Source organism: Amycolatopsis sp. Hca4, assembly GCF_013364075.1.
GTDB lineage: Bacteria > Actinomycetota > Actinomycetes > Mycobacteriales > Pseudonocardiaceae > Amycolatopsis.
Window position 1 is genome coordinate 3,558,862 of sequence record NZ_CP054925.1, and the last position, 21,565, is coordinate 3,580,426.

At 75.2% G+C, this 21,565-nt stretch carries 2 protein-coding genes and 1 pseudogene; all 3 read right to left on the reverse strand.

The features are described from left to right. Window positions 1-69: 69 nt before the first annotated feature. Window positions 70-7,067 (reverse strand): annotated as a pseudogene (locus tag HUT10_RS15590) (type I polyketide synthase); the annotation flags it as partial. Continuing rightward, window positions 7,068-15,614: a type I polyketide synthase gene (locus HUT10_RS49995; RefSeq protein ID WP_217709611.1), complete on the reverse strand. Its 8,547-nt coding sequence runs from the start codon at window positions 15,612-15,614 to the stop codon at window positions 7,068-7,070. After that, entirely contained in the window at window positions 15,611-21,442 is a 5,832-nt protein-coding gene (locus tag HUT10_RS50000; protein ID WP_217709612.1) for a type I polyketide synthase, read from the reverse strand. The genes HUT10_RS49995 and HUT10_RS50000 overlap by 4 nt, the downstream gene beginning before the upstream one ends. Window positions 21,443-21,565: the final 123 nt, after the last annotated feature.

Sequence of the window (21,565 nt, forward strand, 5' to 3'; positions counted from 1 at the left end):
TTCGCCGCGGTCGACGGCGGCCCAGAACCCGGTGTCGGCGCTGTCGGCGACCGGCTGCGGGCGGGCGGGTTCGAGCCAGTACCGCCGGTGCTCGAAGGGGTACGTCGGCAGCGGGACGGCTCGCCCGGCCGACCCGGCGTACAGGCTCGCCCAGTCCAGGTCGACGCCGCTGACGTGCAGCCGGGCCAGTGCGGTGAACAGGGTGCGTTCCTCGTCGCGGTCGCGGCGCAGGGCGGGGATCGCGGTGCCCGGGACCAGCGAGCTCAGCACGCCGTCCGGCCCCAGCTCCAGGAACACCCCGACCCCGGCAGCCTCCAAAGTGGACACGCCGTCGGCGAACCGGACAGCCTCCCGCACGTGGCGCACCCAGTAGTCCGCGGTGAACGGCTCGGCAAGAGCACCGGTCACGTTCGAAACCACCGGAATCTCCGCCGGGTGATACGTCAGGGTCTCCGCCACCGCACGGAACTCGTCGAGCATCGGGTCCATCAACGGCGAATGGAACGCATGACTCACCTTCAACCGCTTCGTCTTGGCGAACCTCGCCGCGATCTCCAGCACCGCAGCCTCATCACCCGAAATCACCACCGACTCCGGCCCGTTCACCGCCGCAATCGACACACCCTCGGACAGCTCAACGTCACCCTCCGGCGCAGCGATCGACACCATCGCCCCACCGACCGGCAACGCCTGCATCAACGACGCCCGCGCCGCAACCAACCGACAAGCATCCTCAAGAGACAACACCCCAGCCACATGCGCCGCCGAAATCTCCCCGATCGAATGCCCCGCCACAAAATCCGGACGAACACCCCACGAAGAAACCAACCGGAACAACGCCACCTCGACCGCGAACAACGCGGGCTGGGTGAACTCGGTCCGGTCCAGCAGCGAGGCGTCGTCGAAGGCCGCGCGCAGCTCCGGGCCGAAGTGGGCGCACACCGCATCGAAAGCTTCGGCATACACCGGGAAGCGGTTGTAGAGCGCCCGGCCCATGCCCACCCGCTGGGCGCCCTGGCCGGTGAACAGCACCGCCAGCAGGGCGTCCCGGTCGGCCGTGCCGGTGACCACGGCGGCGTCGCTGCCCCCGTCGGCGAGCACCCCGAGCGCCCGGTCGAGCTCGTCGCCACCGGCGACGAGGACCGCGCGGTGATCGTGCGTGGCGCGGGTGAAAGCCAGCGAGTACGCCAGGTCCTGCGGTGCCGCGTCCACGCCGCGGAGCCGCTCCGCCTGGGCGCGCAACGCCGTGGCGCTGCGAGCCGACAGCGGGACGAGCGGCGGGGTCGCGTCCGGCCCGGCGGGCGGGACCGCGACCGGTTCGGCCTGTTCGAGGACGACGTGCGCGTTGGTGCCGCTCACCCGAACGCCGAGACGGCCGCGCGGCGGGGGCCGTCGGCGGCCCACGCGCGCTCCTCGGTGAGCAGCTCCACGGCCCCGGCCGACCAGTCCACCTGCGACGACGGCGTGTCGACGTGCAGCGTGCGCGGCAGGCGCCCGTGCCGCATGGCGAGCACCATCTTGATCACCCCGGCCACGCCGGAGGCCGACTGCGTGTGCCCGATGTTGGACTTCAGCGAGCCGAGCCACAGCGGCCGGTCGCGGTCCTGGCCGTAGGTCGCCAGCAGGGCCTGCGCCTCGATCGGGTCGCCGAGCCGGGTGCCGGTGCCGTGCGCCTCGACGGCGTCCACATCGGACGGACGCAGCCCGGCGTCGGCGAGCGCGGCCCGGATCACCCGCTGCTGCGAGGGACCGTTCGGGGCACTGAGGCCGTTGGAGGCCCCGTCCTGGTTGACCGCCGATCCCCGCACCACCGCGAGGACCGGGTGGCCGTGGCGCCGGGCGTCCGACAGCTTCTCCAGCAGCACCAGGCCGACGCCCTCGCTCCAGCCGGTGCCGTCGGCGGCGTCGGCGAAGGACTTGCAGCGGCCGTCTTCGGCGAGCCCGCGCTGGCGGCTGAACTCGACGAACGCCGCCGGGTGCGCCATCACGGTGACCCCGCCGGCCAGCGCCATCGAGCACTCGCCCTGCCGCAGCGACCGGCTCGCCAGGTGCAGCGCGACCAGCGACGAGGAGCACGCCGTGTCGACGGTGACCGCCGGGCCCTCCAGGCCGAAGGTGTAGGACAGGCGGCCGGAGACGACGGCCGGGGCGCTGCCGGTCAGCAGGTAGCCCTCGGAGCCGCCGGACTCGTCGCGCGCGCCGACGCCGTACCCGGAGGACGTCGCCCCGACGAACACGCCGGTTTCGCTGCCGCGCAACGACTCCGGGTCGATGCCCGCGCGTTCGAACACCTCCCACGACGTCTCCAGCAGCACGCGCTGCTGCGGGTCCATCGCCAGCGCTTCGCGCGGGGAGATGCCGAAGAACCCGGCGTCGAACTCGGCCGCCGTGGCCATGAACCCGCCTTCGCGGGTGTAGCTGGTGCCGAGGTTGGCCGGGTCCGGGTCGTAGAGCGCGGCCAGGTCCCAGCCGCGGTCGGCGGGGAACGGGCCGATGCCGTCCGCGCCGTCGGTCAGCAGGCGCCAGAGGTCCTCGGGCGAGGACACCGCACCCGGGTAGCGGCAGCCCATGGCGACGATGGCGATCGGCTCGTCGGACGCGGCGGCCGTGGGGGTCACCGTGGCCGCGGTTTCGGCGCCGGTCACCTCGCGCAGGAGGTGACCGGCGAGGGCGCGCGGGTGCGGGTGGTCGAAAACGACGGTGGCCGGGAGCCGGACACCGGTCACCGTCGTCAGCCGGTTGCGCAGCTCGACCGCGGTCAGCGAGTCGAAGCCGAGTTCGCGGAAGGCCCGGTCGGCCGGGACGGCCGCGGCGGAGTCGTGGCCCAGCACGGCGGCGGCCTGCGCCCGCACGAGGTCGAGGACGTGGTGGGCGGCCTCCCGGGGCCCGAGCCCGCGCACGGCTTCGGCGAGGCCGGCGCCGACCTCCGTGACGACCTCCTCGACGTGGACCTCCGGCAGGTCCTCGATCAGCGGGCGGCGCCGGGCGGCGGTGAACCCGGCGGCGAACCGGGGCCAGTCCATGTCGGCGACGGCCACGAAGGTCTCGTCGGCGTCGAGGGCGTGCTGCAGGGCGGCGAGGGCCCGGTCCGGGGCCATCTCCCGCAGGCCGCGGCGGCGCAGGTGCTCCTTCGCCTCGGCGCTGCCCGCCATGCCGTCGCCGGCCCAGGAGCCCCAGGCCACCGACGTGGCTTTCCGGCCGGCCGCGCGCCGCCGGGCGGCGAGCGCGTCGAGGTGCGCGTTCGCGGCGGCGTAGGCGCCTTGGCCGGCACTGCCCCAGACACCGGCGTTGGAGGAGAAGAGGACGAAGGCGTCGAGGTCGTCGCCGAGGAGTTCGTCGAGGTGGTCGGCGCCGGTGGCCTTGGCCGCGAGGACCTCGGCGAAGTCCCCGGCGCCGGTGTCGGCGACGGTCTTCGCCTGCGGCAGCCCGGCGGTGTGGACGACCGCGCGGATGCCGGGGTGGTCGCGGACGAGCGCGGCGACGGCGTCGCGGTCGGCGAGGTCGCAGGCGGCGAAGGTGACCCGGCAGTCCAGCTCCGCGGCGAGTCCGGCCGCGCCGGGGGCGTCGCCGCCCCGGCGGCTGACCAGGACCAGGTGCTCCGCACCGGCCCGGGCCAGCCAGCGGGCGACGTGCCCGCCGAGTGCCCCGGTCCCGCCGGTGACCAGCACGGTGCCTTCCGGCCGCCACCGGCGGGCGGGGGCACCGGCCGGGGCGTGGACGAGCCGGCGCGCGAAGACGCCGGAGGCCCGGACGGCGACCTGGTCTTCGTGGTCGAGCCCGGCCAGGACGGCGGCCAGCCGCCGTGCGCTCCGGCGGTCGAGGGTGGCGGGCAGGTCGACGAGGCCGCCCCAGCGTTCCGGGTGCTCGAGGCCGGCGACCCGGCCGAGCGCCCAGACCTGCGCGGGATCGGCCGCGGGCGCCCGGTCGCCGGGCAGGGCGGCGACGGCGTTGCGGGTCAGCAGCCAGAGGGGCGCGGTGGTCCCGGCGAGGGCTTGGACGAGGCGGAGGGTGCCGAGGGCGTCGGGCAGGAGCGAGACGACCCCGGCGGCTTCGGCGAACGCGGCTGTGTCGCCAAGCTGGTCGAGCACGACCGGCTCGGCACCGGCGGCCGCGAAGCAGCTCGTCACGTCAGCGGTGTCCGTGCCCGGCTCGGCGACCACCACCCAGCGGCCGGAAAGCGTGGCCGCCGCCGGTTCGGCGAGCGGCTTCCACTCGATCCGGTACCGCCATGACTCCACAGTGGACTGTTCCCGGCGTGCCCGCCGCCAGCGGGCCAGTGCCGGGAGCAGCTCGGCGAAGGTCGTCTCGGCTGGCACGTCGAGCAGCTCGGCCAGCGCGCCGAGGTCACCGCCGTCGACCGCCGTCCAGAAGCGGGCGTCTCCCGGCTCCGCCGAGGTGGCCTGCCGGGGCGCGTCGAGCCAGTACCGCTTGCGCTGGAAGGCGTAGGTGGGGAGGTCGACCACGCGACCGCCGGGGAACGCCGGCGTCCAGTCGACGGCCACCCCGGCCACGTGCGCCTCGGCGAGTGCGGTGTGGAAGCGGGTCAGGCCGCCGTCGTCGCGGCGCAACGAGCCGAGCGCGAGGACGTCGTCCCCGATCGCCATGGTGAGCACCGGGTGCGGTGAGGCTTCGATGAACGTCCCGAAGCCCTCGCTCTTCAGCCGTTCGACGGCGGTGTCGAGACGGACGGTGCTGCGCAGGTTCGTGTACCAGTACCCGGCGTCGAGCGTTTCGGCCCATTCGCCGGTCACGGTGGACAGGAAGGCGGTGTCGGGCCGTCGTGGCGTGATCGGGGCCAGCACGTCGAGGAGTTCGTCGCGCAGCTGCTCGACCTGCACCGAGTGCGAGGCGTAGTCCACCGGGACCCGCTTCGCACGAAGGCCGTCCGCGTCACAGGAAGCGATCAACGCGTCCAGTGCCTCGGGTGCGCCCGAGACCACCACGGCGGCGGGGCCGTTCACCGCCGCGATCGACAGCCCGTCCGTCAGGCGCGCTTCGACCGCTTCGAGCGGCGCCGCGACCGAGACCATCCCGCCGCGACCGGCCAGCGCCAGGATCGCCTTGCTCCGCAACGCCACCACGCGAGCGCCGTCCTCCAGGGACAGCGCACCCGACACGACCGCGGCGGCGATTTCGCCCTGCGAGTGGCCCACGACGGCATCGGGGACCACGCCGAAGGAACGCCACAGCTCCGCCAGCGACACCATCACCGCGAACAACGCGGGCTGCACGACATCGACCCGGGCGAGCGCGTCCGCGTCCGCCAGCACGTCGCGGAGCGACCAGTCCGCAAAGGACGACAGGGCGGCCGCGCACTCGTCGAGCCGCGCCGCGAACACCGGCGAAGCCGAAGCCAGCTCCAGAGCCATCCCGGGCCACTGCGAGCCCTGCCCCGGGAAGACGAGTGCCACCTTGCCGCGCGCCGACGCCTCCCCGGTGACCAGCGCCGGTGATGGCGCACCGGCCGCGAGCGCCGCCAGCCCGCCCTCCCCGGTGACGACCGCGCGAGAACCGAGCAGCGCACGCGACTCGACCAGCGAGAACGCGACGTCCACCGGGTCGCCGTCGTGCGGCAGCAGCGCAGCGGCCTGGGCCTGCAACGCCTCCGGCGATCCGGCCGACAACACCCACGGCACCGGCCCCGAAGACGCCCGCGGCGGCCGCTCCGGTTCGCCTGGCGCCTGCTCCAAGAGCACGTGCGCGTTCGTCCCGCTGACGCCGAACGAGGAGACGCCGATCCGCCGCGGCTGCCCGGTCTCCGGCCACGGCGTCGCCTCGGTGAGCAGCCGGACCGCGCCGGCACTCCAGTCCACTTGGGACGAAGGGGTGTCGATGTGCAGCGAGCGCGGCAGCAGTCCCCGCCGCATGGCCTGGACGGACTTGATGATCCCGGCCACGCCGGCGGCGGCCTGGGTGTGCCCGAGGTTGGACTTGACCGACCCGAGCAGCAGCGGCCGGTCCGCCGCGCGGCCGCGGCCGTAGGTGGCCAGCAGCGCCTGCGCCTCGATCGGGTCGCCCAGCGTGGTGCCGGTGCCGTGCGCCTCGACCGCGTCGACGTCCGCGGCGGACAAGCCGGCCCGCTCCAGCGCGGCGCGGATGACCCGCTGCTGCGCCGGCCCGTTCGGCGCGGTCAGGCCGCTGCTCGCGCCGTCCTGGTTGACCGCGGAGCCGCGGACGACGGCGAGCACCGGGTGCCCGCGGCGGCGCGCGTCGGACAGGCGTTCCACCACCAGCATCCCGGCGCCCTCGCCCCACCCGGTGCCGTCGGCCGCGTCGGCGAACGGCTTGCACCGGCCGTCGGCGGCCAGGCCGCGCTGCCTGCTGAACGCGGTGAACGTGCCCGGGGTGGCCATCACCGTGACCCCGCCGGCCAGTGCCAGCGAGCAGTCGCCGAGCCGGACGGCCTGGCAGGCCAGGTGCAGGGCGACCAGCGAAGACGAGCACGCCGTGTCGATGGTGACGGCCGGGCCTTCGAGGCCGAGGGTGTAGGCGATCCGGCCGGAGGCGACGCTGCCCGCGCTGCCGTTGCCGAGGAAGGCCTCGAACTCCGCGAACACCTCGGGCGCGAGCAGCAGCCGGGCCGCGTAGTCGGAGTACATCACCCCCGCGTAGACGCCGACCTTCTCGCCGCGCACGGACGCCGGGTCGATGCCCGCCCGCTCCAGCGCCTCCCACGACGTCTCCAGCAGCAGCCGCTGCTGCGGGTCCATGGCCAGTGCCTCGCGCGGGGAGATCCCGAAGAAGCCGGCGTCGAAGTCGGCCGCGTCGTGCAGGAACGCGCCCTCCCGGGTGTAGCTGGTGCCCGCGCTGCCGGGGTCGGCGTCGTAGAGCGCTTCGAGGTCCCAGCCGCGGTCGGCGGGGAACGCCCCGACCGCGTCCTCCTCCGCTGCCAGCAGGTCCCACAGCTGTTCGGGGCTGCGGACACCGCCGGGGAAGCGACAGCTCATGCCGACGATCGCGACCGGCTCGTGCGCGCGGTCCTCGTTCTCCTGCAGCCGTCGCCGCGCTTCGCGCAGATCGGCCGTGGCGCGCTTGAGGTAGTCCAGGAGCTTCTGTTCGTTCGACATTCAGGACATCCCCAGTTCGTCGTCGAGGAGGTCGAAGAGCTCCTCGGCGGTGGCGTCGGCCAGTTCCGTGCCGGGTTCGTCCCGGCGGTCGTCGGTCGCGGTCCACCGGGCCAGCAGCCCGCGCAGGCGCTCGGTGATCAGGTCGCGTTCGCCGTCTCCGGGCTCGGTCGCGGCGAGCACCGCGGCCAGCCGGTCCAGTTCGGCGTGCACCGGCAGCGCGGCCTTCTCGCCGCCGGTGGGCAGCTCGGCGCACAGGTGCTTGGTGAGCGCGTCCGGGTTCGGGTAGTCGAAGATCAGCGTCGCGGGCAGCCGCAGCCCGGTCACCGCGTTGAGCCGGTTGCGCAGCTCCAGCGCGGTCAGCGAGTCGAACCCGAGGTCGAGGAAGCCGCGGCCGGCCTCGACGGCGTGGCCGGTCGCGTACCCGAGCACCGCCGCGACCTGCGCGCGCACGACGTCGTCGACGACCCGGAGCTGTTCGGCCTCGGACAGGCCCGCGAGCCGTTCGGCCAGCGCGGGTCCGGCCGGGACGCCGTCGCGCACGGTCCGCCGCGCGGCCGGGCGGACCAGGCCGCGCAGCAGCGCCGGGACCTCCGCGCGGGCCCGCCAGGCGGCGAGGTCGAGGGCGACCGGCATCAGCAGGGGCTCGCCGCTGCCGAGCGCGAGGTCGAACAGCCGCAGGGCGCGTTCGGTCGGCAGCGCGCGGACGCCGGAGCGGCCCAGCCGCGACACGTCGTCGTCGCCGAGGTGCGCGGTCAGGCCGCTGCGCGCCTCCCACAGCCCCCACGCGAGCGAGGTCGCGGGCAGGCCGCGGCCGTGGCGGTGCTGGGCGAGGGCGTCGAGGGAGGCGTTGGCCGCGGAGTACCCGGCCTGCCCCGCGCCGCCCATCGTCGTGGCGAAGGAGGAGAACAGGACGAACGCGTCGAGGTCCCGGTGTTCGGTCAGCTCGTGCAGGTGCCGGGCGGCCACGGCCTTCGGGCGGAGCACGGTGTCGAGCCGCTCGGGGGTCAGCGCTTCGAGGACTCCGTCGTCGAGCGCGCCCGCGGCGTGGATCACCGCCGTCAAGGGGTGCTCGGCGGGGATCGTCGCCAGGGCGGCTTCGAGGGCGGCCCGGTCGGCGACGTCGCAGGCGAGCGCGGTGACGGAGGCGCCGGCGAGCTCGTCGGGGACGTCGGGGGTGCGGCGGCTGAGCAGCAGCAGGTGCCGGACGCCGTGGGCGGCCACCAGGTGCCGGGCGAGCAGGCCGCCGAGCACGCCGCTCGCGCCGGTGATCAGCACGGTCCCGTCCGGGTTCCAGCGGTGTTCCCGCTGCGGCACGGCCGCCCGCGCCAGGCGGGGCACGTGGAGCTCGCCCCCGCGCAGCGCCAGCTGCGGCTCGCCGGAGGCGGCGGCCGCGCCGGCCCAGGCGGCGAGGTTCTCGGTCGTGTCGACGTCGAGCAGGACGAACCGGTCCGGGTGCTCGGACTGCGCCGACCGCACGAGCCCCCAGACGGCTGCGGCGGCGGGATCGGCGGGAGCCTCCCCCACGGCCGACTCGGTGACGAGGACCAGCCGCCCGTCCCCGGCCAGGAAGTCCTGCAGGATCCCGAGCACCTCGGCGGTCGCGTCGCCGCGGAATTCGGCGTACACCACCGGCCCGGGTTCGCCGAGGGGAACGGCGGGGGCGGCCGGCTCGGCGTCCACCCGTGGCCAGGTCAGGGTGAAGAGGGCGTCGGCGCCGTGGTCCGCGGCCGCGGCCAGCTGCCCGGCCGAAATCGGGCGCATGACAAGGGATTCGGCCTCGGCGACCGGGGCGCCGGTTTCGTCGGCGACGGCAACCGAGACACCGTCCGCGCCGAGCGCACCGAGCCGGACCCGCAGGGTGGTCGCGCCGGTCGCGTACAGCCGGACGCCGGTCCAGGCGAACGGCAGCCGGGCGCCGGCCTGGGCGCTGGTCAGGCCGATCGGGTGCAGGGCCGCGTCGAGCAGGGCCGGGTGCAGGCCGTAGCGGGCCGCTTCGGCGCGCTGGTCGCCGGGCAGGACGACCTCCGCGTAGAGGTCGTCACCGTGGCGCCAGGCGGCCCGGAGGCCCTGGAACGCCGGGCCGTAGCGGTAGCCGTGGCCGGCCAGTGCGTCGTAGTGGCCCTCGACCGGCAGCGGTTCCGCGCCCGGGGGCGGCCACGCGGTCAGCGCCGTGCCGGGCTCGGCGCCGGTGGCGAGGACGCCTTCGGCGTGCTGGGTCCAGTCGAGGTCGTCGCCGGGTCGCGAGTGGACGGTCACCGTGCGGCGCCCGTGCTCGTCGGCGGCCTCGACCCGGACCTGGAGGGCGACCCCGCCACGGCGGGGCAGCGCCAGCGGCGCCTGCAGGGTCAGCTCTTCGACGGTCTCGCAGCCGACCTGGTCCCCCGCCTGCACGGCCAGCTCGACGAACGCGGTGCCCGGCAGCAGCACGGTGTCGCCGACCGCGTGGTCGGCCAGCCAGGGGTGCGTGGCCGGCGAGAGCCGGCCGGTGAGCAGCGTGGTGCCGGTGCCCGCGACGGTCACCGCGGCGCCGAGCAGCGGGTGCCCGGCGTCGGTGAGACCGAGCCCGACGGCGTCGCCCGCGGTGGTCGCGGTCCACTGTGGCCAGTACCGCTCCTGCTGGAACGGGTAGGTGGGGAGGTCGGTGCGCCGGGCGCCGGGGAAGGCCGGGGTCCAGTCGACCGCCACGCCGTTGACGTGCGCCTCGGCGAGCGCGGTGTGGAAGCGGGCCGGTCCGCCGTCGTCCCGCCTCAGTGACCCGATGGCGAGGACGTCGTCCCCGAGGGCCATGGTCAGCACCGGGTGCGGTGACGCCTCGACGAACGTCCCGAACCCTTCGCTCTTCAGCTGCGCGACGGCGAGGTCGAGCCGGACCGTGCTGCGCAGGTTGCGGTACCAGTACTCCGCGTCCAGCGGTCCGGTCAGCCACTCGCCGGTCACGGTCGAGAAGAAGGCCGTGTCCCCCGTGCGCGGGGTGATCGGGCCCAGGACTTCGAGCAGCTCGTCACGCAGCTGCTCGACCTGCGCCGAGTGCGAGGCGTAGTCGACCGGCACGCGCTTGGCCCGGATACCGGCGGCCTCACAGGCCGCGAGCAGCTCGTCGAGGGCACCCGGCTCGCCGGACACGACCACCGCGGACGGGCCGTTCACCGCGGCGATCGAGCTGCCCTCGGTCACCAGCTCTTCGACAGTCGCCAGTGGCGCCGCGACGGACACCATCCCGCCGCGCCCGGCCAGCGCGAGGATCGCTCTGCTGCGCAGGGCCACCACCCTGGCACCGTCCTCAAGAGACAGTGCGCCCGACACCACCGCGGCCGCGATCTCGCCCTGGGAGTGGCCGACCACCGCGTCCGGCACCACACCGAACGAACGCCACAACTCCGCCAGCGACACCATCACCGCGAACAGCGCGGGCTGCACCACGTCGACCTGGCCCAGCGCCTCCGCGTCCGCCAGCACTTCCCGCAGCTGCCAGTCCACAAAGGATTCCAGGGCCGCGGCGCACTCGTCGAGCCGGGCCGCGAAGACCGGCGACGACTCCGCCAGTTCGAGCGCCATCCCGGCCCACTGCGAACCCTGCCCGGGGAAGACGAGCGCCACCCTGCCGGGCGTTCCGGCGATCCCGGTGACCGCGCCGGCCGAGGGCACTCCCGCGGCGACGGCGGCCAGCGCCTCGGCGCCGAACACCACCGCGCGGTGCGGGAACCGCGACCGGGTCGTGACCAGGGAAAACCCGATGTCCGCCGGGTGTCCCTCGATCCCGGCGAGCGCGGCGGCCTGGTCACGCAGGGCCGCTTCGGTCCGGCCCGACAGCACCCACGGCACCGGCCCGGAGACCGGCTCGCGCTCCTCGGCCCCGGCTTCCGGCGCCTGCTCGAGGATGGTGTGGGCGTTGGTGCCCGAGATGCCGAAGGACGACACCCCGGCTCGCCGGGGACGTCCGGACGGCCATTCCCGCGGCTCGGTGAGCAGCTCGACCGCACCCGCCGACCAGTCCACGTGCGACGACGGCGCGTCGACGTGCAGCGTCCGCGGCAGCACGCCGTGCCGCATCGCCATCACCATCTTGATGATCCCGGCGACGCCCGCCGCGGCCTGGGTGTGCCCGAGGTTCGACTTGACCGAACCGAGCCAGAGCGGCTCGTCGCGGTCCTGGCCGTAGGTGGCCAGCAGGGCCTGCGCTTCGATCGGGTCGCCCAGCGTGGTGCCGGTGCCGTGCGCCTCCACCGTGTCCACTTCGGACGGTTTGAGCCCGGCGTCGGCGAGGGCCGCGCGGATGACCCGCTGCTGGGAGGGACCGTTCGGGGCGGTCAGGCCGTTGGACGCGCCGTCGGAGTTCACCGCCGAACCGCGGACCACGGCGAGGACCCGGCGGCCTTCGCGCACCGCGTCCGACAGCCGCTGCACCAGCAGCATGCCCGCGCCCTCGGAGAACCCGGCGCCGTCGGCCGCTTCGGCGAACGCCTTGCACCGGCCGTCGGCGGCCAGGCCGCGCTGGAGGCTGAAGTCGACGAACATGCCCGGCGTCGCCATCACGGTCGCCCCGCCCGCCAGCGCCATCGAGCACTCGCCGCGCCGCAGCGCCTGCACCGCCAGGTGCAGGGCCACCAGCGACGACGAACACGCGGTGTCCACCGTCAGCGACGGGCCTTCCAGACCGAACACGTAGGACAGCCGCCCGGACACGACACTGGCCGCGTTGCCGACGCCGGCGTGCCCGTCGAGGGACTCGGTCGAGCGTTCCAGCAGGGCCGGGTAGTCCTGGCCGTTCGTTCCCGCGAAGACGCCGATCCGTTCTCCCCGCACCGAAACCGGGTCGAGCCCGGCGCGTTCGAAGGCTTCCCACGACGTCTGCAGGAGCAGCCGCTGCTGCGGGTCCATGGCGAGGGCTTCGCGGGGCGAGATGCCGAAGAAGCCGGGGTCGAAGCGGGTGGTGTCGGCGAGGAAGCCGCCCTCGCGGGCGTAGCTCTTGCCGGTGGTGCCGGGCTCGGGGTCGTAGATCTCGTCGAGGTCCCAGCCGCGGTCGTCCGGGAACGGCGTGATCCCGTCGCCGCCCGCGGCGACCAGCCGCCACAGGTCCTCGGGCGAGCGGACCCCGCCGGGGAACCGGCAGCCGATGCCGACGATGGCGATCGGTTCGTCGGCGGCGATCCCGGTGGCCGCTTCGGCCCCGGCCGCCGTCCCGGTGCCGAGCAGCTCGCCGAGGAACCCGGCGAGGACGGTGACCGTGGGGTGGTCGAACACCAGGGTGGCGGGCAGCCGGAGGCCGGTCGCGGTGGCCAGCCGGGTGCGCAGCTCGACCGCGGTCAGCGAATCGAAGCCGAGTTCGGAGAAGGCGCGCTCGACGTCGACGGCGGCCGGTGACGCGTGCCCGAGCACGGCCGCGGCCTGCGCGCGGACCAGCCCGGTGAGCGCGCGGTGGGCGTCGGCCGCGCTCAGCCCGGCGAGCTCGGCGGCGTACCCGGAGGCGGCGGGAGCGGTTTCCTCGACGGCGGCCGGGATCTCGGCGAGCAACGGCCGGGGCCGGGCGGCGGCGAAGGCCGGCGCGAACCGCGGCCAGTCGACGTCGGCGACGACCACGGCGGTGTCGTCGAGGTCGAGGGCCCGGCCGAGCGCGGTCAGCGCCAGCTCGGGGTCGAGGGGCGGGACGCCTTCGGCGACCAGCCGGGCGCGGTCGACGCCTTCGTCGGCGTCCCAGACGCCCCAGGCGATCGCCGTCGCAGCCTGCCCGCGGGCCCGGCGACGCTCGGCGAGCGCGTCGAGGTGGGCGTTGGCCGCCGCGTAGGCGCCGTGGGCTCCGCTGCCGACGACACCGGCGATGGAGGAGAACAGCACGAAGGCGTCGAGGCCGTCCGGGAGCAGGGCGTCGAGGTGGTCGGCGGCGGCCGCCTTCACCCGGCACACCCGGTCCAGCAGGTCCGGGCCGGTTTCGGCGAGCGGCGCCAGCTCGGTGCCGGCGGCGGCGTGGAACACCGACCGCACCGGCCCGTGGGCGGCGAGGACCGCGGCGAGCTGGTCGCGGTCGCCGATGTCGCAGCGGGCCTCGATCACCTCGGCGCCGTGCAGGGTCTCGACGCCGGGCAGGTCCGCCGCGGCGAGCACGATCCGGGTGGCGCCCCGGCCGATCAGCCAGCGGGCGAGCCGGACGGCCGCGTGGCCGTCGGCGTCGGTGACCAGCACGGTGCCTTCGGGCCGCCAGCGCCGGGCGGGTTCCCGCACTCCGGCAGGCACGAGCCGGCGGGCGAAGACGCCGGTCTTCCGCACCGCGACCTGGTCTTCGCCGGTGGTGCCGGCCAGCACGGCGACCAGCCGCGCGGCCGCCGGTTCGTCGAGGGTCCCCGGCAGGTCGACCAGGCCGCCCCAGCGGGCCGGGTGCTCGAGGCCGGCGATCCGGCCGAGGCCCCACACACGGGCCTGGTGGGGGTCGGGGGCACGGTCGCCGGGTCCGGTGGCCACCGCTCCGTCGGTGAGCAGCCAGAGCGGGGCGTCGAGGCGGGTCAGTTCGAGGGCGGTCGCGGCATCGGGCCGGACGGCCACCACCCCGGCCAGGTCCTCGGCGTCCTGGACGATCTCGGCGCCGTGCGCGGCGAGGACGGCCCGGACGTCGTCGTCCCCGAGCACGAGCCAGCGCCCGGACAGGCGGGCCGGCGCGGTGGTGACGGGCCGCCAGGCGATGCGGTGGCGCCAGGCGTCCGTGGTGGCTTCGTCGTGGCGGCGGCTGCGCCACTTGGCCAGCGCGGGCAGGACGGCGTCGAGCGGGGCGTCTTCCGCGAGGTCGAGGACGCCCGCGAAGGCCGGCACGTCCTGGTCGCCGACGACGTCCCAGAACCGCTGGTCGGCCTGCACCGGCTCGGTTTCCGGGACGTCGAGCCAGTAGCGGTCGCGCTGGAAGGCGTAGGTGGGGAGGTCGGCCGCGGGCGCGCCACCGAAGGCGGGAGTCCAGTCGACGGTGACGCCGTTGACGTGCGCCTCGGCAAGGGCGGTGTGGAACCGGGTCAAGCCGCCGTCGTCCCGCTTCAGGGAACCGATCGCGACGACGTCTTCCCCGAGCGCCATGGTCAGCACCGGGTGCGGCGACGCCTCGATGAACGTGCCGAACCCTTCGCCCTTCAACCGCTCGATCGCCGTATCGAGGCGGACCGTGCTGCGGAGGTTGGTGAACCAGTAATCGGCATCCACCCGCTCGTTCCACTCACCCGTCACCGTCGAAAGGAAGGCGATCTCACCTTCCCGGGGCGTGATCGGAGCCAAGACATCGAGGAGTTCGTCACGCAGCTGCTCGACCTGCGGCGAATGGGACGCGTAGTCCACCGGCACCCGCTTGACGCGGATGCCGTCGGCGCGGCAGGCGGCCATGAACGCGTCCAGGGCGTCCGGGGTCCCGGAGACCACGACGGCGGTGGGGCCGTTCACCGCGGCGACCGAAACCCCCTCGGTCAGCCGCTCCTCGACGGTCTCCCTGGCGGCCGCGACCGAGACCATCCCGCCGCCACCGGCCAGGGCCAGGATCGCCTTGCTCCGCAAAGCGACGACGCGAGCGCCGTCCTCGAGCGACAGCGCGCCCGACACCACCGCCGCGGCGATCTCGCCTTGGGAGTGCCCGACCACCGCGTCCGGGACCACGCCGAACGAACGCCACAGCCCGGCCAGGGAAACCATCACCGCGAACAATGCGGGCTGCACGACGTCGACCCGGCTCAGCGCCTCCGCGTCGGCCAGCACCTCGCGCAGTTTCCAGTCCACAACGGACTCCAGGGCCGCGGCGCACCCGTCGAGCCGGGCCGCGAACACCTCCGACGACTCCGCGAGCTCGAGAGCCATTCCGGTCCACTGTGCGCCCTGGCCGGGGAAGACCAGGGCCACCTTGCCCGGCGCGGTCGCTTCCCCGGTGATGACGTTCGCGGCGGGAGCGCCCTCGGCCAGGGCGGTGAGGCCGCCGGGGAGATCGCCGACCACGACCGCGCGGTGCCGGAACAGCGACCGCGTCGAGACGAGGGCCGCCCCGACCGGCGCGGGCGGCAGCTCACCCCGTTCGAACAGAGCGGCGGCCTGCGCCCGCAGCGCGGCCGGGCTGCGCCCCGAAAGCACCCACGGCACCGGGCCACCGGCCGGGACCGGGTCGGCCGCCGGGGCCGGGACGTGTTCCAGGATCGCGTGCGCGTTGGTACCGCTGACCCCGAACGACGACACCCCGGCCCGGCGCGGCCGGCCGGACACCCACTCGCGGGACTCGGTGAGCAGCTCGACCGCACCCGCCGACCAGTCCACGTGCGACGAGGGCGCGTCGACGTGCAACGTCTGCGGCAGGACGCCGTGCTGCATCGCCATGACCATCTTGATGACACCGCCGACCCCGGCCGCGGCCTGGGTGTGACCGATGTTCGACTTCAGCGAACCCAGCCACAGCGGCGTTTCCCGCTCCTGGCCGTAGGTTTCCAGCAGGGCCTGCGCTTCGATCGGGTCGCCCAGCGTCGTGCCGGTGCCGTGCGCCTCGACGGCGTCCACTTCGGACGCCGCCAGCCCGGCGTTCGCCAGTGCCTGGCGGATCACACGCTGCTGGGCCGGGCCGTTCGGGCGGTGAGGCCGTTCGACGCGCCGTCCTGGTTGACCGCGGTCCCGCGGACGACCGCGAGCACCGGGTGGCCGTGGCGGCGGGCGTCGGACAGCCGCTCCACCAGCAGCAGGCCGGCGCCTTCGCCCCAGCCGGTGCCGTCGGCGGCGTCCGCGAACGACTTGCACCGGCCGTCGGCGGCCAGCCCGCGCTGCCGGCTGAACTCGACGAACAGCGCGGGCGTCGACAGCACCGTGACCCCGCCCGCCAGCGCCAGGTCGCACTCGCCCTGGCGCAGCGACTGGCAGGCCAGGTGCAGGGCGACCAGCGACGACGAACACGCCGTGTCCACGGTGATCGCCGGGCCCTCCAGGCCGAACGCGTAGGCGATCCGGCCGGACGCGACACTGCCCGCGCTGCCGTTGCCGAGGTAGCCCTCGTAGCCGTCCAGTCCACTTCGGACGTTCTGCAGCCGGGTGGCGTAGTCCTGGTACATCACGCCGGCGAAGACGCCGGTCCGGCTGCCGCGGACGGCGTCCGGCACGATCCCGGCGCGCTCGAACGCCTCCCAGGCGACCTCCAGCAGCAGCCGCTGCTGCGGGTCCGTCGCGGTCGCTTCCCGCGGGGACATGCCGAAGAACTCCGCGTCGAAATCGGCGGCGTCGTAGAGGAAGCCGCCTTCGCGGACGTAGGACGTCCCGCCGCGCGCGGGGTCGTCGTCGAACAGGTCCGGCCACCCCCGGTCGGCGGGGAACGCCGAAACGGCGTCGCGGCCCTCGGCGACCACGCGCCAAAGGTCGTCCGGGGAGGCGATCCCGCCCGGGTAGCGGCAGCTCATCGCGACGATCGCGATCGGCTCGTCGGCTCCGGCCTTCGCCGTGACGACCGGGCGGGCCGTGCGGCCGGCGAGGTGGGCGGCGAGCACCGCCGGGGTCGGGTGGTCGAACACCAGCGTCGCGGGCAGCCGCAGGCCGGTGGCGGCGGCGAGGCGGTTGCGGAGGTCGACGGCGGTCAGCGAGTCGAACCCGAGGTCCTTGAAAGCGCGGCCCGGGTCGACCGCCTGCGCCGACGCGTGCCCGAGCACGGCCGCCACCTGCGTCCGGACCAGTTCGAGCAAGCCGTCCTCGGACAGCTCGCCGACGGGCCCGCCCGCCGCGGCGGTGCGTCGCGCGGGCGGCGGGAAGAGGCCGCGGAAGAGCGGCGAGACGGCACCTTCGGCGGCCTGACGGCGCAGCGCGGCGGCGTCGAGGGCGATCGGGACCAGCGCGGCCGGGCCCGCCGCGACGGCGCGATCGAACAGCGCCAGGCCCTGCGCCGTGGCCAGTGGCCGCACGCCGGAGCGGCCGAGCCGCTCGCGTGCCCGGTCGTCGAGGTGCCCGGTCATCCCGCTGGCCTCGGCCCACAGGCCCCAGGCGAGCGACACGGCGGGCTGTCCGGCTGCGCGACGCCGCTGCGCGAGGGCGTCGAGGTAGGCGTTGGCGGCGGCGTAGTTGCCCTGCCCGCTGCCGCCGGTGGTGCCCGCGGCGGCGGAGAAGAGCACGAAGGCGGCGAGGCCGGTGGTCAGCTCGTCGAGGTGCCGGGCGGCGTCGGCCTTCGGGCGCAGGACCGCGTCGAGCCGCTCCGGGGTGAGGGCCTCGACGACGCCGTCGTCGAGGACACCCGCGGCGTGCACGACGGCGGTGATCCGGTGCTCGCCCAGTACTGCGGCGAGCTGGTCGCGGTCGGCGGCGTCGCCGGCGACGAAGACGGCTTCCGGCAGGTCGGCGGCGAGCTCGGCGGCGCCGGGTGCGTCGGCGCCCCGGCGGCTGAGCAGGACGAGCTGCCGGACGCCGTGCTGCCGCACGAGGTGGCGGGCGACGAGGCCGCCGAGCACGCCGGAAGCGCCGGTCACCAGGACGGCGCCGTCACCCCAGTCCGGCGTCTCGCCGGTGGGGGTGACGCGGACGAGGCGGGGCACGAAGCACCGTCCACTGCGGACGGCGGCCTGCGGCTCGGGCGGGACGACCGGGTGCGCCGGGTCGTCGGTGTCGAGCAGCGCGAACCGGCCGGGGTGTTCCGACTGGGCGGAGCGCACGAGCCCCCACGCGGCAGCGAGGTCCGGATCGGGGGCTTCGCCGTCGGCCACGGCGACCGCGCCGGTGGTGACGAAAACGAGGACTTCGGGCCGCTCGGTGGCGAGCCAGTCCTGGACCAGGCCGAGCGCGCGGTGGACCGGCGCGCCGGTGAGCGTCTCGAAAACGGCGTCGGTCCCGGCCGCCTCGGCCGGGATCTCGGTCCAGCCGACCTGGTAGAGGTCGTCGGGGGTGGTGTCGAGGCCCCCGGTGGGGAGCGGGCGGAGGACGAGCGACTCCGCCGTCGCGACCGGAGCGCCCGCGGGGTCCGCGACTTCGACCGTGACCTCGTCGTCGCCGCGGCGGGTCAGGCGGACGCGGAGCGCCGAGGCGCCGGTGGCGTGCAGGGTCACCCCCGTCCAGGCGAACGGCAGGCGCGGCTGTCCGTCCTCCGTGGACGTGGCCAGGGCGAGCGGGTGCAGGGCCGCGTCCAGCAACGCCGGGTGCAGGCCGAAGCGGGCCGCGTCACGGTCGTCCGGCAGGGCGACCTCGGCGAAGATTTCGTCGCCGCGGCGCCACGCCGAACGCAGGCCCTGGAAGGCGGGCCCGTAGCCGTAGCCCGCCGCCGCGCGGAGGCCGTCGTAGAACCCGTCGAGGTCGATCCTGGCCGCGCCCTCGGGCGGCCAGGCGTCCAGGGTGAACCCGGCGTCGGCGGTGCCGGGGGCGAGCACACCGGTCGCGTGCCGGGTCCACGGGTCGTCCTCGTCGCGTCGCGAATGGACCTCGACGACGCGACGGCCGGTCTCGTCGGCCGCACCCACCCAGACCTGCAGCGCACGGGCGCCGCCGTCGGGCAGCGTCAACGGCGTCTCGAGGGTGAGTTCCGCCACCGCGGCGCAGCCGGCGCGGTCCCCGGCCTGCACGGCGAGTTCGACGAACGCGGTGCCGGGCACCAGGATCGTGCCCTGCACGGCGTGGTCGGCCAGCCACGGCTGGGCCTGCGGCGAGACGCGGCCGGTGAGCACCAGTCCGTCGCCCGCGGCCAGCGCCACGGCCGCGCCGAGCAGCGGGTGCCCGGTCGCGCTCAGCCCGAGCGCACCCGCGTCACCCGGGTCCGCGACGACCGCGGGCCAGAACCGTTCGCGCTGGAAGGCGTAGGTGGGCAGGTCGACCGTGCGGGCGCCGGGGAAGGCGGGGGTCCAGTCGACCGCGACACCGCGGACGTGGGCCTCGGCGAGCGCGGCGTGGAAGCGGTCCAGGCCGCCGTCGTTCTTCCGGAGCGAGCCCAGCGCGATGACGTCCTCGCCCAGCGCCATGGTCAGCACCGGGTGCGGCGACACCTCCACGAACGTGCCGAACCCCTCGCTCTTCAGCCGCTCCACCGCGAGGTCCAGGCGGACGGTGCTGCGCAGGTTCGTGTACCAGTACTCGGCGTCGACGCGTTCGTTCCAGCCGCCGGTCACCGTCGAGAGGAAGGCCGTTTCGCGTTCGCGCGGGGTGATCGGCGCCAGGACGCGGAGCAGCTCGTCGCGGAGCTGCTCGACCTGCGCGGAGTGCGAAGCGTAGTCCACGGGCACCCGCTTGGCGCGGATCCCGGCGGCTTCGCAGGACTCGACCAGCTCGTCGAGGGCGCCGGGCGTGCCGGACACCACCACGGCGGCCGGGCCGTTCACCGCGGCGATCGACAGTTCCCCGGTCAGCCGGGCTTCGACCTCCGCCCGGGACGCGGCGACCGACACCATCCCGCCGGCACCGGCCAGCGCGAGGATCGCCTTGCTGCGCAGGGCGACCACGCGCGCACCGTCCTCAAGAGACAGTGCGCCGGAGACCACGGCGGCGGCGATCTCGCCCTGCGAGTGCCCGACGACCGCGTCCGGTACCACACCGAACGACCGCCACAGCTCGGCCAGCGACACCATCACCGCGAACAACGCCGGCTGCACGACGTCGACGCGGCTCAGCGCCTCCGCGTCGGCCAGCACCTCGCGCAGCCGCCAGTCCACATGGGACTCCAGGGCCGCGGCGCATTCGCCGAGCCGGGCCGCGAAAACCGGCGACGACCCCGCGAGTTCGAGAGCCATCCCGGCCCACTGCGAACCCTGGCCGGGGAAGACCAGCGCCACCTTGCCCGGCGCGCCCGCTTCCCCGGTGACGACGTTCGCCGCCGGGGTGCCCGCGGCGAGCGCCGTGAGACCACTGGCGAGATCACCGACCACGACCGCGCGGTGCGGGAACGCCGTGCGGGTCGTGACCAGCGAAAACCCGACGTCCGACACCGGTGCTTCGTGCCCGGCCAGCGCGGCGGCCTGCGCCTTGAGCGCGTCCGCGGTCCGCGCGGACAGCACCCACGGCACCGGGCCGGTTGTTTCGGCGGGCGCCGGTTCGCCGGTCGACGGCGCGGCTTCGAGGATCGCGTGGGCGTTGGTGCCGCTCATGCCGAACGCGGACACGCCGGCCCGCCGCGGCTCGCCGGTCTCCGGCCAGGGCCGGGCCTCGGTGAGCAGCCGGACGCCGCCGGAGGCCCAGTCGACGTGCGAGGTCGGGGCGTCGACGTGCAGCGTCCGCGGCAGGACGCCGTGCCGCATGGCCATGACCATCTTGATCACGCCGGCGACCCCGGCCGCGCCCTGGGTGTGCCCGACGTTCGACTTGAGCGAACCGAGGTACAGCGGGTCGTCGCCGGTGCGGGCGCGGCCGTAGGTGGCCAGCAGCGCCTGCGCCTCGATCGGGTCGCCGAGGGTGGTGCCGGTGCCGTGCGCCTCGACCGCGTCGACCTGCTTGGCCGAGAGCCGCGCATTCGCCAGAGCGTCGGTGATCACGCGCTCCTGCGCGGGGCCGTTGGGGGCGGTGAGACCGTTGGAGGCACCGTCGGAGTTGATCGCCGAGCCGCGGACGACGGCGAGCACGGGGTGGCCGTGGCGGTGGGCGTCGGACAGCCGTTCGAGAACCAGCATGCCGGCGCCTTCGCCCCAGCCGGTGCCGTCGGCGGCGTCGGCGAAGGACTTGCAGCGGCCGTCGGGGGCCAGGCCGCGCTGGCGGCTGAACGCGACGAAGGCCGCGGGCGTGGACAGGACGGTCACACCGCCCGCGAGGGCGAGCGAGCACTCGCGGCGGCGGAGCGCGTGGCAGGCCCAGTGCAGCGCGACGAGCGAGGACGAGCAGGCCGTGTCGACGGTGACGGCGGAGCCGGCGAGGCCGAGGAAGTACGCCAGCCGTCCGGAGACGACGGCGGTCGCGGTGCCGGTGAGCAGGTGCCCTTCGAGGTTCTCGCCGGCGCCGCGCATGAGGGTGGCGTAGTCCTGGCCGGTGTTGCCGACGAAGACGCCGGTCTCCGTGCCGGCCAGCGAGGCCGGGTCGATGCGGGCGCGTTCGATGGCCTCCCACGTCGTCTCCAGCAGCAGCCGCTGCTGGGCGTCCATGGCGAGGGCTTCGCGCGGGGAGATGCCGAAGAAGCCGGCGTCGAAGTCGGCGACGTCGTGCAGGAAGCCACCGGAGGCGGTGTGGGAGGTGCCGGGCCGGTCCGGGTCGGGGTCGCGGAGGGCGGCGAGGTCCCAGCCGCGGTTCTCGGGAAACCCGGTGACGGCGTCGGTGCCCGCGGCGACGAGGTCCCACAGCTGTTCGGGGCTGTGCACCCCGCCGGGCAGCCGGCAGCCCATGCCGACGATCGCGATCGGTTCCTGTTCGGCTTCCTCGACGGCCTGCAGCCGTTGGCGGGTCTGGTGCAGATTGGTCGTGACCCACCTGAGGTGCTCGCGCAGCGTCTCCTCGTCGGCCATGTCAGTGCCACCAGCCTTTTCTTCCAGCGAAGTGCGGACACCCGGCACATCCGCGCGCCGAAGTGGCATCAAAGTGAGGCTATGGGACCGGTTTTGGGCCTACAACCCCTAAAGATCCCCCCT

Bases quoted from the DNA above. Each gene is read 5' to 3' on its own strand.
- HUT10_RS50000 (WP_217709612.1), bottom strand. From the start codon at position 21,442: ATGGCCGACGAGGAGACGCTGCGCGAGCACCTCAGGTGGGTCACGACC.